Here is a 14,128-nt window from a genome sequence, read left to right on the forward strand (position 1 = left end):
CCGACGTGAGCACCGAAGCGTACGTGTACGACGCGATCCGCACCCCGCGCGGGCGCGGGAAGGCCGCCGGCTCCCTGCACGGCACCAAGCCCATCGACCTGGTTGTCGGCCTCATCCACGAACTCCGCCACCGGCTGCCCGACCTGGACCCGGCGGCCATCGACGACATCGTCCTCGGTGTCGTCGCCCCCCTCGGCGACCAGGGCTCGGACATCGCCAAGGTGGCGGCCATCGCCGCCGGCCTGCCCGACACCGTCGCCGGCGTGCAGGAGAACCGCTTCTGTGCCTCTGGCCTCGAAGCGGTCAACATGGCGGCGGCCAAGGTCCGCTCCGGCTGGGAGGACCTGGTCCTGGCCGGTGGCGTCGAGTCCATGTCGCGGGTGCCGATGGGCTCCGACGGCGGCGCCTGGTTCGGCGACCCGATGACCAACCTGGAGACCGGCTTCGTCCCGCAGGGCATCAGCGCCGACCTCATCGCCACCGTCGAGGGGTTCAGCCGCCACGACGTGGACTCCTACGCCGCGCTCTCCCAGGAGCGGGCCGCCGAGGCGTGGAAGGACGGCCGCTTCGAGCGCTCCGTCGTCCCCGTCCGCGACCGCAACGGCCTGGTCGTCCTCGACCACGACGAGCACATGCGGCCCGGCACCACGCCCGAGTCGCTGGCCGGCCTCAAGCCCTCCTTCGCCACCATCGGCGAGATGGGCGGCTTCGACGCGGTGGCGCTCCAGAAGTACCACTGGGTCGAGGCGATCGACCACGTCCACCACGCCGGCAACTCCTCCGGCATCGTGGACGGTTCGGCGCTGGTGGCCATCGGCAGCCGCGAGGTGGGCGAGCGGTACGGGCTGACGCCGCGCGCCCGCGTCGTCTCCGCCGCCGTCTCCGGCTCCGACCCGACCATCATGCTCACCGGGCCCGCCCCCGCCTCCCGCAAGGCGCTGGCCAAGGCCGGGCTGACCGTCGACGACATCGACCTGTTCGAGATCAACGAGGCGTTCGCCGCGGTCGTGCTGCGCTACGTCAAGGACATGGGCATCAGCCTCGACAAGGTCAACGTCAACGGCGGCGCCATCGCCATGGGCCACCCGCTCGGCGCCACCGGCGCCATCCTGCTCGGCACCGTCATCGACGAACTGGAACGGCGCGACCAGCGGTACGGCCTGATCACGCTGTGCGTGGGCGGCGGCATGGGCATCGCCACCGTCGTCGAACGCGTCTGACCGCCCGCCGCCAACCCTCATACGGAGACAGACAGATGAGCACCGAGCCCACCACCATCCGCTGGGAACAGGACGACACGGGCGTGGTCACCCTCGTCCTGGACGACCCGGACCAGTCGGCCAACACCATGAACGCCGCCTTCAAGGCGTCGCTGGCCGCCGTCGCCGACCGCCTGGAGGCCGAGCGGGACTCCGTCCGTGGCATCATCGTCACCTCGGCCAAGAAGACCTTCTTCGCCGGCGGCGACCTGCGCGACCTGATCGCCGTCACCCCCGAGCACGCGCGGCAGGTCTTCGACGCCAGCCGCGAACTCAAGCGCGACCTGCGCCGCATCGAGACCCTCGGCAAGCCGATCGTCGCGGCCATCAACGGCGCCGCGCTCGGCGGTGGTTACGAGATCGCCCTGGCCTGCCACCACCGCGTCGCCCTGGAGGCGCCGGGCAGCAAGATCGGCCTGCCCGAGGTCACCCTCGGCCTGCTGCCCGGCGGCGGTGGCGTGGTCCGTACCGTACGCCTGCTCGGCATCACCGACGCGCTGCTCAAGGTGCTGCTCCAGGGCACCCAGTACAGCCCGGCCAGGGCACTCGAGGCCGGCCTGGTCCACGAACTCGCCGCGGACCGGGACGAGTTGTTCGCCAAGGCGCGCGCGTTCATCGACGACCACCCCGAGTCCCGCCAGCCCTGGGACACCGACGGCTACAAGATCCCCGGCGGCACCCCGGCCCACCCGAAGTTCGCGGCCAACCTGCCGGCGTACCCGGCCAACCTCCGCAAGCAGTTGAACGGCGCCCACTACCCGGCCCCGCGCAACATCATGGCCGCCGCGGTCGAGGGCTCCCAGGTGGACTTCGAGACCGCGCAGACCATCGAGGCCCGGTACTTCACCGAGCTGGTCACCGGCCAGATCGCCAAGAACATGACGCAGGCGTTCTTCTTCGACCTCCAGGCGGTCAACTCCGGTGCCAACCGGCCGTCGGGCATCGAGCCGCACACCGTGCGCAAGGTCGCGGTGCTCGGCGCCGGCATGATGGGCGCCGGCATCGCGTACTCCTGCGCCAAGGCCGGCATCGAGGTCGTGCTCAAGGACGTCAGCCAGGAGGCGGCCGACAAGGGCAAGGGCTACTCCGAGAAGCTGTGCGCCAAGGCCGTCTCGCGCGGCCGTACGAGCCAGGACAAGGCGGACGCGCTGCTCGCCCGCATCACCCCGACCGCCGACCCGCGGGACCTGGCCGGCTGTGACGCGGTGATCGAGGCCGTCTTCGAGGACACCGCCCTCAAGCACAAGGTGTTCCAGGAGATCCAGGGCATCGTGGAGCCGGACGCGCTGCTGTGCTCCAACACCTCCACGCTGCCCATCACCCTGCTCGCCGAGGGCGTGGAGCGGCCGGTCGACTTCGTCGGCCTGCACTTCTTCTCGCCGGTGGACAAGATGCCGCTGGTGGAGATCATCAAGGGCGGCAAGACCGGCGAGGCCGCGCTGGCCCGCGCGTTCGACCTGGTCCGGCAGATCCAGAAGACGCCCATCGTGGTCAACGACTCGCGCGGCTTCTTCACCTCGCGCGTCATCGGCCACTTCATCAACGAGGGCGTCTCGATGCTCGCCGAGGGCGTCCCGGCCCCCACCATCGAGCAGGCCGCGGGCCAGGCCGGCTACCCGGCCAAGGTGCTCTCGCTCATGGACGAGCTGACCCTGACGCTGCCGCGCAAGATCCGCGAGGAGACCAAGCGGGCCGTCGAGGAGGCGGGCGGCGTGTGGGAGACGCACCCCGCGGAGGCGGTCATCGACCGCATGGTGCTGGAGTTCGAGCGCCCGGGCCGTAGCGGCGGCGCCGGCTTCTACGACTACGTGGACGGCAAGCGGGCGGGGCTGTGGCCGGGGCTGGCCGAGCACTTCGGCCCCGCCGGCGACGCCCCCGAGGTGCCCTTCGAGGACCTGAAGGAGCGCATGCTGTTCGCCGAGGCGCTGGACACCGTGCGCTGCGTCGAGGAGGGCGTGCTCACCTCGGTCGCCGACGCCAACATCGGCTCCATCTTCGGCATCGGCTTCCCGGCCTGGACCGGCGGCGTCCTCCAGTACATCAACGGTTACGCGGGCGGCCTGCCCGGCTTCGTCGCCCGCGCCCGCGAACTCCAGGCCGCCTACGGCGACCGCTTCGCCCCGCCGGCCCTGCTGGTGGAGAAGGCCGAGCGGGGGGAGCGGTTCGCCGACGCGTAGCGCCTGGCCGGCGCGGGCTTCGGGGAGCGCCGGCCCGGCGCCGCCCGGCGGCCGCACCGTCGGGCGGCGCCCGGCCCCGCACCCGCCGGGCTCGGCCGTACTGACCCGGCGACGAGGCGTCCCGCCACCGAGTCGCCGGGCCAGGGCGTTGGCGTCGGCCCGCTCAGCGGAGCCCGCGCCTGACGCGTTCGGTCCGGGTCAGATCCTCCGTCAGGCTCTCCGGGGCCACGGGGTACGCGGTGTCGTCGAGGGCGTCGTGGTGATGAGCGCCGACTCGACGTCACGGGCTCTTGACCTCAACCAAGCTTGAGGTCGGACGATCTCCTGGAGTGGTCCGCACGGAGCGGAGCTCGGTGATGAGGGGCGGGCCCATGGAGACAGTGACCGAATGGATCGAGAAGAACTCCCATCCACTCACGAACAGGAAGCCCGACGAGCCGCTGGACGATCTGCGGCCGCTCGCCCCGCTGGTGCGGGACGCCAGGATCGTGGCGCTGGGAGCGGCTTCCCGACAGACACGTGAACTGTCGGACGTGGCGCATCGCATCGTGCGGCTGCTGGTGGAAGAAGAGGGGTTCCGCTCCCTTGCCCTGGAGGGCGACGACCCTGGTCGCCTCGGCCTAGACGTCTACGTCGCCACCGGCGACGGAGATCCTCACGCGATGCTGGGAAAGGCACGGTCGTTCTGGCGGACCGTCGAGATCCTCGATCTCGTCCACTGGATGCGGTCCCACAACAAGCGTCACCCGGCCGACCCGGTACGTTTCGCGCGGTTCCCCGCTGAACCGGTGCGGCGTACCACCCGGCTCGACGGTCTGGCCGAACTGGAACGTACGCTGGCCGACGGTGTGAGCTGGTGGCAGCGGCTCACCGGCGACAAGGTCGTCTACTGGGGTGGCATGGCGCACACCGCCGTCGGCACCCCTCGTACCGTGTCTCCCTCCGAGCCCCTGGAGTCCCACCAGAACATGGGCGGATACCTGCGTCAACGCATGGGACCGGACTACCGGTCCGTGGGCCTGACCATGGGGCGTGGTTCGATCGGCCAGCCCCTGACCGCTCCACGCCCGGACCTCGTCGACAGCCTGCTGCACGCGGCCGGCGAGAACAGGGCGGGATACGTCCTGGATCTGGGCACATCGCGGCCCGAGCCGATCCGCCGCCTCCTGGACGCCCCGACGCGCACGCGGTTGATCGGCCCGTTCTACGACCCCCGGGACGACGCGGCCCACCACATGTCGGGCGGTTCACTCGCGAGCTGGTTCGACGTCGTCGTCCACACACAGGAGGTGACACCGTCCCGGCCGTTGCCCTGAAGGCCGCCCAGCGGAGCATTCCGCGGACGCCGGCTCCGCCACACGGACAGGCACCGATCCGCCGGGCAGAACAGCTAGCCGGCCTTCTCCCGGCCGGGCACGCCCTCGTCGCCGCTGGCCCGGGTGTCGGCCCCGCCCGCGCCGCCGGCGGTGTCGGCTTCCCCGGCTCCCTGGGGTTCCTCGGCCGTCGCCGCCCCATCGCCCCCCGCTTGGGCCACCGACGGCCCGTACGCCGCCCGCAACTCCTCCCGCAGGGAGCGCTGGAACGCCGTCACCAGGGCCTGGACCACCATGGGCTGCATGTGCGCCGACAGTGACTTCATGGCGGCCACCTGGGCCGGGTCCGACTCGCGTTCGCGGTAGGGGCCCCACACCTCGTCCCGGAAGAGCCGGCTCAGCTCGCGGGCCGAGGCACGGGCGTGGTCGAGGACCACCGTGCGGGCCGCGCGCAGGGTCTCCAGCGGGATGGGCACGTCGAGCAGCCGCACGCCCAGGTGCAGGATCGCCGGGTCCACCCGGAAGACGTCGGGGTCGGCGGTGCGCTCCAGCACGTCCATGGCGGCCAGCCGGTCGATGTCGCCCTCGGTCAGTGGCCGTCCGGCCCGTCGCTCCAGCAGGTCCCGGCCGGCCTCCTCGGCCACGTCCGGGGTCCAGGAGGCGACCAGGGCCCGGTGTATCGCCAGGTCGTGCGCGCTGATGTCGGCGGGCAACTGCTGGAGGTAGCGCTCGATGGCCGCCAGCGTCATGCCGTGGTGCTGCAACTCCTCGATCAGGGCCAGCCGCGACAGGTGCTCGGGACCGTACCGGCCGACCCGGCGCGGGCCGATGTGCGGCGGTGGCAGCAGGCCGCGGGTGCCGTAGAAGCGCACCGTGCGCACCGTGACGCCGGCCCGGGCCGCCAACTCGTCCACGGTCAGCCCGAGCCGGGCGGAGCCGCCGGCGCCGGTCGGCTCCGGCGCGTGAGCGGGGGCCTGTTCGGCGTGGGGCGCGCCGTTGGCGCCGGGCGTTCGGCGTGCCGCGGGGCCGGCCGCGGCGCGGCGTCCCTCGGGCTCGCTGGCGTCCGCGGTCAGGGCCTCGCTCATCGGCTGCGCCTCGCTCTCTGGGCCACTCGGGTGCCGTGAGGTGGCCGGTTCCTGGCCTTGCGCGCACGCGGCACGGGGTACATCTGAGCGCAACAGTATTGCTGTCGCACCGCTCCTGTGAAACCTTCCCCGCGCGCAGTCCGTCCGGCACCCACTCCATCAGGAGGCGGCCTTGACCCCGACCTTGCGACTCTCCGACCCGCCCGGCGACCCGACGCTGCCCGCCCTGATGCGGCGCAACGCCGACGAGTTCGGCAACCTGCCCGCCCTGTCCTGGCGTGCTCCGGACGGCGGTTGGGCCTCGATGAACTGGGCCGAGACCCGTCGGCGGGTCGGAGAGTTGGCGGCGGGTCTGGCCGCGCTCGGTGTACGGCGCGGTGAACGGGTGCTGATGATGATGGTCAACCGGCCCGAGCACTGGCTGAGCGACATGGCCCTGGTGCACCTCGGCGCGGTGCCGATCTCGGTGTACGGCACGGCCTCGCCCGAGCAGATCGCGCACATCGTCCGGCACAGCGGCGCCCGGCGCGCGATCGTGGACGGCGAACGGGAACTCGTCCGCTGGGGCCCGCTGCTGGACCGTACGGGACCCCTTGAGCGCCTGGTCGTCGTGGACCCGCCGCCGGCGACCGACCCCGCCCCGGACGGCGAGGGCTCCCACGCCCACGCCCCCCGCGGACGCGCCCACCACCCCCGCCACCGCGCAGGACCCCGCCACCACGTACGGCCCCGCCACCGCGTACGGCTCCGTCACCGCGTACGCCGACGTGCTGGCCGACGGCGCGCGCCGCTTCGACCCGGACGCCTTCGAGGCGTGTTGGCGGCGGGGGAGCCCGGGCGATCCGGCGACCGTCGTCTACACCTCGGGGACCAGCGGCGAGCCCAAGGGCGTCGTGGCCACCCAGCGGCAGGTGGTGGTCAGCGGCGCGTCCCTGGACCGCAAGCTCGGCGTGGCCCCGCACGGGGCGCACATCTGCTACCTGCCCTTCGCGCACATCGCCGAGCGCATGTTGGGCCTGTACATGCCGCTGCTGCGGGTCTCGCACGTGTACTTCTGCGCTGACCCGGGCGACGTGGCCCAGGCCGTGCGCGAGGTGCGGCCCGAGGAGTTCTTCGGGGTGCCACGGGTGTGGGAGAAGCTGACCGTGGCGGCGCGCGGCGCGCTCGCCCGGCTGCCCGCCGAGCGACAGGCGGCGATCCGGGCGGCGGGCGAGACCGCGCGCGCCTGGGTGGCGTGCCGCGAGCGCGGCGAGGAGCCCACGGGCGCGCTGGCCGACGCGTACGCCCGCGCCAGGCGGGAGGGGCTCGATCCGCTGCTGGCGGCGATGGGCTTCGACCGGCTGACGTGGGCGATCAGCGCCGCGGCGCCGATGCCGCAGGACGTGGTGCGGTTCTGGACCGGGCTCGGGGTCGTCATCCTCGACGTCTGGGGCATGTCGGAGGCCACCGGCGTGTGCACGCTCAACCACCACGGCGGGTTCCGGCTCGGCTCGGTCGGCAGCCCGATCGACCGCGTCGAGGTGCGGATCGCCGCCGACGGCGAGATCGAGGTGCGCGGCGAGGTCGTGTGCGGCTACCTCCAGGAGGACGGTTCGGTGGCGCGGCTGGGCGACGCGGACGGCTGGTTCGCCACCGGCGACGTCGGCCGTGTCGACGCGGACGGCTATCTGTACGTCACCGACCGGAAGAAGGAGCTGATCATCACCTCCACGGGCAAGAACGTCTCGCCCGCGCTGGTGGAGAACACGCTCAAGGCACACCCGTTGATCGGCCAGGCCCTGGTGCACGGCGACCGCCGCTCGTACCTGGTGGCCCTCCTGGTGCTCGACCCGGACGCCACCGCCGCCTGGGTCGCCGGGCAGGGCCTCGCGACCGGGGCCGGCCCGCTGTCGCGCCACCCGGCCGTGCGCGCCGAGGTCGAGCGCGCGGTCGCCGCCGCCAACAGCCGGCTCAACCGCACCGAGCAGGTCAAGCGCTATCGCCTGCTCGACCGCGAGTGGGGGCCGGAGACCGGCGAACTCACCCCCTCGCTCAAGCTGCGCCGGCACGTGATCCACGCCACGTATGCGCAGGTCATCGAGGAGATGTACGAGGTGTGAGATGACCCACGGTATGACGTGAGCGCGGCGCTCGGGATGTGAGACTGCCGCGGGCCGATCGATCAGCGGCCTGTGACAGAACATTCCGACGCGAAGGCGAGAGACGTAGCTCGTGGGCAATGAAGCCGTTCAGCACGGGACCCCACCGCCGCCCAGCGGGGCGCTACAGGACGCGGGTGACGCGGGGTACAGCAAGGACCTCAAGGCGCGCCACATCCAGATGATCGCGATCGGCGGCGCCATCGGCACCGGCCTCTTCCTGGGGGCGGGCGGACGCCTGGAGTCCGCCGGGCCCGCGCTGGCCATCGCGTACGCGGTGTGCGGACTCTTCGCGTTCTTCGTCGTCCGCGCCCTGGGCGAGATGGTGGTCTACCGGCCGTCCTCCGGCTCCTTCGTCTCCTACGCCCGGGAGTTCCTGGGCGAGAAGGGCGCCTACGCCGTCGGCTGGATGTACGTGGTGAACTGGTCCACGACCGGCATCGCGGACATCACGGCCATCGCGCTGTACACGCACTACTGGAGCATGTTCAGCGACATCCCCCAGTGGGTCATGGCGTTGATCGCGCTCGCCGTGGTGCTCTCCATCAACCTCGTCTCGGTCAAGATCTTCGGTGAGCTGGAGTTCTGGTTCGCGATCATCAAGGTCGCGGCCCTGGTCGTCTTCATGGCCATCGGCATCTTCCTGCTCGTCACCCAGCACGAGGTGGGCGGCGAGACCCCGGGGTTCAGCCTCATCAGCGACAACGGGGGCATCTTCCCGACCGGGTTGCTGCCGGTCGTCGTGGTCCTGCAGGGCGTGGTGTTCGCGTACTCCGCCGTCGAGATGGTCGGCGTCACCGCGGGCGAGACCGCCGAGCCCGAGAAGGTCGTGCCGCGCGCGGTGAACTCCATCATGTGGCGGGTCGGGGTCTTCTACGTCGGCTCGGTCGTGCTGCTGACGCTGCTGCTGCCCTGGGACGGCTACAGCGCGGGCGAGAGCCCGTTCGTCACCGTCCTGTCCAAGATCGGTGTGCCGGCGGCCGGTCACGTGATGAACCTGGTGGTGCTCACGGCCGCCATGTCCAGCCTCAACTCCGGGCTCTACTCCACCGGCCGCATCCTGCGCTCGATGGCCAAGGCCGGCTCCGCGCCCCAGTTCACCGGCCGGATGAACCGCAACCAGGTGCCCTACGGCGGCATCATGCTCACCTCGGCGGTGTGCGTGGTCGGCGTGGGCCTGAACTACGTCGTGCCCGACAAGGCGTTCGAGATCGTGATCAACATAGCCGCGCTCGGCATCATCTCCGCCTGGGCCGCGATCATGCTCTGCCACATCGTCTTCGTCCGCCGCGCCGAGGCCGGCCAGCTCACCCGCCCCTCCTTCCAACTGCCCTTCTCGCCCTTCACCGAGATCGCCACCATCGCCTTCCTGGCCGGCGTCATCGTGCTGATGTGGTACGACGGCGGCGTCGGGCGCGACACCATCATGCTGGCCCCGATCATCGTCGCCGCGCTGATCGCCGGCTGGTTCGTGGTCCGTGGCCGGGTACGGGAGGCCAGCGCCGAGCGGGAGGAGCTCCCGGGGGAGCGGACGGAGTAGCCGGCCGCCGCCGGGACCGGTCCCCGAGGGGCGCGGTGAGACTGCCCGGGCGACACGACGTCAGGCCCGAAGGAGTCGCCCGCCATGAACGCACGTCCGCCGTCCGCCATGCCCGCGACCGTCAGGGGCTGCCTGGCCATGATCTGGATCCAGGCGCTGGCCAGCGCGTACATCGGATGGTGGGTGTTCGCGGAGATCGACACGCGCCACGACCACGGGCAGGAGGTGGAGGGCGAGGGGGTGCTGCGGTTCGTGGCCTACCTCAGCTACGGGACGGCCGCGGCACTCCTGGTGGCCAGCGTGTTCTTCTTCCGGCGCGCGCTGGTGGCCAGCAAGTTGGTGTACGGGTACGAGGTCCTGGTCCTGTGCTTCGGCGGGCTGGGCATCGCGCTGGCGGTGGCCACCTCCACCTTCCACCCGCTGCAACTCCTGGGGTTCGCCGTGCCCGGCGCGGTGTGCTGGGCGCTGAGCGGCGACAGCGCCGACCAGTGGTTCGCGCGGCCGTCGACGCGGGACAGGCGGCGGGCCGCTACCGAGCGGCACCTCGGCACGCCACGAACCCCTGAGTGACCATCCCCGGGAGGGGCGCCGCGCGACCGTGCGCGACGGGGCCGGGGGGCACCGTGCGGCCGAGCGGCGCCCGGCGCGCCGGCGCGAACGAGGGGGCCTCGTCGCGCCGGCGCGCTCATGACCGGGCGCCCGGCCGCGGCGGCGGCCGCCGGGAGGCCGCCGCGCGCGGAGCGTCCGGGTCGCTGACGGCGTCAGCGGTGGTCGTGCTCGTGGTCGTGACCGTGGTCATGGCCGCGCCCGCCGTGGTCGTGCACGGAGTTGGTGGCCTGGATCTGCTTCCAGGACTTGGGCTGCTTCAGGCCCGAGGGAGCGACCGACGAGGCCGAGGAGGGCTTCGCCGCGCGGGCGATGCCCGCCTCGTGCGCGATGGGCGCGGCGGGCTTGCTGTCGGTGTAGAGCCAGGTGTCGAAGAGCTGCGCCAGCGGCTTGCCCGAGGACTTCTCGGCGAAGTGGACGAAGTCCTTCACCGAGGCGGTGCCGTACTTGTTGACGGTCGGCCAGTCCTTGAGGATGGCGAAGAACGCGTCGTCGCCGATCTCGTTGCGCAGCGCCTGCAGGGCGATGGCGCCCCGGTCGTAGACGGCGCCGTGGAACTGGTTGTCCGGACCCGGGTCGCCCGGCTTGACCTTCCAGAACGGGTCGTCGGCCGGGTGCTGGTCGTACGCGTACTGGGCCAGCTCCTGCGCGGTGCCCTCGCCCTCCTTCTCGGACCACAGCCACTGGCTGTAGCGCGCGAAGCCCTCGTTGACCCAGATGTCCTTCCAGTCCTTGAGGGAGACGCTGTCGCCGTACCACTGGTGCGCCAACTCGTGGACGACGACCGACACGTTGCTGCCCCGGTCGAACGCCTTCTTGCCGTAGAACGGGCGGGTCTGGGTCTCCAGCGCGTAACTGGCCGGCACGTTGGGCACGTAGCCGCCGACCGAGTTGAACGGGTAGGGGCCGAAGACGGTCTCCAGCCACTCGGTGATCTCGGTGCTGCGCTCGATGCTGGCGCGGGCCGCGCCGTCGTTGGCGCCGAGGTCCTTGCTGAACGCGTTGATGACCGGCAGGCCGGAGGCGGTGGTGTCCTTGGTGATGTCGAACTTGCCGATCGCCAGCGTGGCCAGGTACGTGGCCTGCGGCTTGTCCGAGCGCCAGTTGTAACGGGTCCAGCCCAGCTTCGAGGACTCCGAGAGCAGCACACCGTTGGAGATGGCCTGGGTGCCGTCCGGGACCGAGATGGAGATGTCGTACGTCGCCTTGTCGGTGGGGTGGTCGTTGCCGGGGAACCACCACGCGGAGCCCTCGGGCTCCTGCGCGATGACGCCGCCGTCGGGCGTACGGGCCCAGGCGGTGAAGCCGTCGATCGCCAGCGCGGAGGGCTTGCCGGCGTACCGTACGACCACGGACGTCTGCTGGCCCTTGGCCAGCGGGGAGGCCGGGGTGACCACGAGCTCGTGCTTGCCCGCGGTGGTGAAGGTGGCCTTCTTGCCGCCCACGCGCACCTCGCTGACGGGCAGTCCGAAGTCCAGGTTGAAGCGCGAGAGGTCCTGCTTGGCCGTGGTGACCAGCGTCGCCGTGCCCTCCAGGAGGTCGGTCTTCGGCTGGTACTTCAGGCGCAGGTCGTAGTGCGAGACGTCGTAACCGCCGTTGCCGCTCTCCGGGTAGTAGCTGTCGCCGACGCCCGGGGCGCCCGGAGTGGGCTGCGCGGCCGATGCCGGGATCGCCAGCAGCAGGCAGGCGGCAGCCGCGCTCGGGGCGAGGAATCTGTAGCGCACGAGTCCTCCAACTCGGTCAGGCAGAAACGATCCGTCCTGGTCAGGACGAGCGATCGATGGGTCGGCTTGACCATATGGTTTTCTGATCCCGGAGGACATGTCCATGGCGCTCACTGTCACGCGATCGACATGCGCCATACGGAGGACACACCTGTCACACGTTGGCGGAACACTCCCGTCACACCGGCCGGAGCCGGCCCGTCGCCCTCTTCTGTCCGCCCGGCCCCTCGCGCTACCGTCCGCCCGTGCAAAAACGTGCGCGGGGCACCCGCATCCAGTGGACGACGCTCATATTGGCGGTCGTGACCGCCCTGATGGCCTCCCTCGCCGCCCCGGCCGCCGCACACGGCGGCCGGGGCCGGGACGGCACGGTACGCGACGGGCTGAGCCGGCCGGTCTACTCCTACGCCGACGCGATCCGCGAGTCCGTGTGGGTGGACACCGGTCTCGACCTGGACCGCGACGGCAGACCCGACCGGGTGGCGGCCGACATCGTGCGCCCGAGCGAACCCGCCCGCAGGGGCGGCAAGGTGCCCGTCGTCATGGACGCGAGCCCCTACTACTCCTGCTGCGGGCGCGGCAACGAGCCGCAGAAGAAGACCTACGACAGCGCGGGCAAGCCCGTGCAGTTCCCGCTGCACTACGACAACTACTTCGTGCCGCGCGGCTACGCGGCCGTCCTGGTGGACCTCGCCGGCACCAACCGATCCGACGGCTGCGTCGACGTCGGCGGCCGGTCCGACATCATCTCGGCCAAGGCCGTCGTGCAGTGGCTGAACGGCCAGGGCACCGCGTACACCACCCGCACCGGCAACACCCGGGCCACCGCGAGTTGGAGCACCGGAGCCACCGGCATGATCGGCAAGAGCTACGACGGCACGGTCGCCAACGGCGTCGCCGCCACCGGCGTGCCGGGCCTGAAGACCATCGTGCCGATCGGTGCCATCTCCTCCTGGTACGACTACTACTTCGCCAAGGGCGCCCCGTACCACAACGGCGGCCCCGACGGCCTGGCCCGTGGCATCGAGAGCCCGGAGGCCGCGGCCCGCTGCGGCGCCGTCAAGAACGAGCTGGTCCGGGGCGCCCCGCGCACCGGTGACTGGACGCCGATGTGGGCCGAGCGCGACTACGTGCCGGACGCGGGCAAGGTCAAGGCCAGCGTCTTCGCCGTGCACGGCGGGCAGGACCTCAACGTCCGCATGAACCACCTCGGCCAGTGGTGGGACAAGCTCGCCGCGGCCGGTGTCGAGCGAAAGATCTGGCTGACCCAGGCCGGCCACGTGGACCCGTTCGACATCCGCCGCGCACAGTGGGTGGACGTCGTGCACCGCTGGTTCGACCACTACCTGCTGGGCGTCGACAACGGCGTCGAGCGCGAGCCGATGGCCGACATCGAGCGCGAGGTGGACCGGTGGACGACGGACGCGACCTGGCCCGCCCCCGGCACCCGGGCGACCACGCTGCGCCCGCGCAACGGCACCACACCCGGCGTCGGCACCCTGGGCACCGAGCCCGCGGCGGCGGGCAGCACCGAGACGTTCACCGACGACCCGCGCCAGAGCGAGGCCGACTGGGCCGCGCGCGCCGACCAGCCGACCGCCGCCAAGGTCGCGTTCAGCACCCGGCCGCTCGCCAAGGACCTGCGCCTGTCCGGCTCGGCGAAGGTCCAGGTCACGGCGGTGCCCACGACCCGCACCGCGCACCTGTCGGCCGTCCTGGTGGACCTGGGCCCGGACACCATCCGCAACTACACCGGCTCGGGTGAGGGCATCACCAACCTCACCACCCGCAGTTGCTGGGGCGAGAGCCGGCCGGGTGACAGCGCCTGTTTCCTGGACACCAGGGCCGACACCCGCGCCGTGGACTACACCATCTTCAGCCGTGGTTGGGCGGACCTCGGCAACTACGCCGACGACCACGTGGGCCGGCCGCTCACCCCGGGCCGGGCGCACACCATCACCCTCGACCTGGCCGCCAGCGACCACGTCGTCAAGGCCGGGCACCGGCTCGCGCTGATCGTGGCCGGCACCGACCGCGGCCTGATCACCGCCCCGAACAGCCAGCCGCGCCTGACCCTCGACCTGACCCGCACCAGCGCCGAACTGCCCCTGGTCGGTGGCGCGCCGGCGCTCGTGGAGCGCCCGGCGTCCACGCCGGTGCCCGGCGCGAGCGCCCCGCTCACGTCGGTTCCCGAGCCCGGGCCCATCGACCGGCGACCGGCGGGTCTGGCGGCCCGGCCGATCGGCTAGCCGCGTCCCGTACCTGGCGTAACTCCTGGCCGCCGGT

Annotated in this window: 9 protein-coding genes and 1 pseudogene; 8 read left to right on the plus strand and 2 right to left on the minus strand. The window is 72.0% G+C overall.

The genetic code is table 11. From position 1 onward, the window contains the following. Positions 1 to 5: 5 nt before the first annotated feature. The 3 genes from OYE22_RS29255 to OYE22_RS29265 all read left to right on the plus strand — a co-directional run bounded on the left by OYE22_RS29255 (position 6) and on the right by OYE22_RS29265 (position 4,752). The gene (locus tag OYE22_RS29255) at positions 6 to 1,220 is read left to right on the plus strand and encodes an acetyl-CoA C-acetyltransferase (RefSeq protein WP_277323199.1); all 1,215 of its coding nucleotides are present in this window, start codon (positions 6 to 8) and stop codon (positions 1,218 to 1,220) included. A 35-nt stretch (positions 1,221 to 1,255) separates the two neighbouring features. Then, positions 1,256 to 3,436, plus strand: a complete 2,181-nt coding sequence (locus tag OYE22_RS29260) for a 3-hydroxyacyl-CoA dehydrogenase NAD-binding domain-containing protein (RefSeq protein ID WP_277323200.1) — start codon at positions 1,256 to 1,258, stop codon at positions 3,434 to 3,436. 371 nt (positions 3,437 to 3,807) lie between these two features. Further along, entirely contained in the window at positions 3,808 to 4,752 is a 945-nt protein-coding gene (locus OYE22_RS29265; protein ID WP_277323201.1) for an erythromycin esterase family protein, read from the plus strand. Positions 4,753 to 4,826: 74 nt separating this feature from the next. On the opposite strand, the gene OYE22_RS29270 is transcribed toward OYE22_RS29265, so the two are convergent. Next, positions 4,827 to 5,669, minus strand: coding sequence for a MerR family transcriptional regulator (locus tag OYE22_RS29270; RefSeq protein ID WP_277324377.1), 843 nt, complete (start codon positions 5,667 to 5,669; stop codon positions 4,827 to 4,829). Between the two features lie 394 nt (positions 5,670 to 6,063). Between OYE22_RS29270 and OYE22_RS29275 the strand changes: the two are divergent. From OYE22_RS29275 to OYE22_RS29290, 4 genes and pseudogenes are all read left to right on the plus strand, one after another. After that, positions 6,064 to 6,420: pseudogene (locus OYE22_RS29275) on the plus strand (AMP-binding protein); the annotation flags it as partial. A gap of 7 nt (positions 6,421 to 6,427) precedes the next feature. Then, a complete protein-coding gene (locus tag OYE22_RS29280) occupies positions 6,428 to 7,933 on the plus strand; it encodes an AMP-binding protein (protein WP_277323202.1) in 1,506 nt (501 codons plus the stop codon). A gap of 112 nt (positions 7,934 to 8,045) precedes the next feature. Then, the gene (locus OYE22_RS29285) at positions 8,046 to 9,512 is read left to right on the plus strand and encodes an amino acid permease (RefSeq protein WP_277323203.1); all 1,467 of its coding nucleotides are present in this window, start codon (positions 8,046 to 8,048) and stop codon (positions 9,510 to 9,512) included. An 84-nt stretch (positions 9,513 to 9,596) separates the two neighbouring features. Next, positions 9,597 to 10,082, plus strand: a complete 486-nt coding sequence (locus OYE22_RS29290) for a hypothetical protein (protein ID WP_277323204.1) — start codon at positions 9,597 to 9,599, stop codon at positions 10,080 to 10,082. A 191-nt stretch (positions 10,083 to 10,273) separates the two neighbouring features. Here OYE22_RS29290 and OYE22_RS29295 read toward each other — a convergent pair whose 3' ends face one another. Next, positions 10,274 to 11,842 (minus strand): M1 family metallopeptidase, encoded by a 1,569-nt coding sequence (locus OYE22_RS29295; RefSeq protein ID WP_277323205.1) that lies wholly within the window; start codon positions 11,840 to 11,842, stop codon positions 10,274 to 10,276. A 245-nt stretch (positions 11,843 to 12,087) separates the two neighbouring features. Here OYE22_RS29295 and OYE22_RS29300 point away from each other — a divergent pair, with 245 nt between their 5' ends. Continuing rightward, complete coding sequence (locus OYE22_RS29300; RefSeq protein WP_277323206.1) at positions 12,088 to 14,091, plus strand: Xaa-Pro dipeptidyl-peptidase; 2,004 nt, start codon at positions 12,088 to 12,090, stop codon at positions 14,089 to 14,091. Positions 14,092 to 14,128 lie beyond the last annotated feature (37 nt).

The sequence above is a fragment of the Streptomyces sp. 71268 genome (assembly GCF_029392895.1).
Taxonomy (GTDB): Bacteria; Actinomycetota; Actinomycetes; order Streptomycetales; family Streptomycetaceae; genus Streptomyces.

Coding starts and splice junctions, on each gene's coding strand:
- OYE22_RS29290 (WP_277323204.1), top strand. CDS start 9,597: ATGAACGCACGTCCGCCGTCCGCCATGCCCGCGACCGTCAGGGGCTGC.
- OYE22_RS29260 (WP_277323200.1), top strand. CDS start 1,256: ATGAGCACCGAGCCCACCACCATCCGCTGGGAACAGGACGACACGGGC.
- OYE22_RS29265 (WP_277323201.1), top strand. CDS start 3,808: ATGGAGACAGTGACCGAATGGATCGAGAAGAACTCCCATCCACTCACG.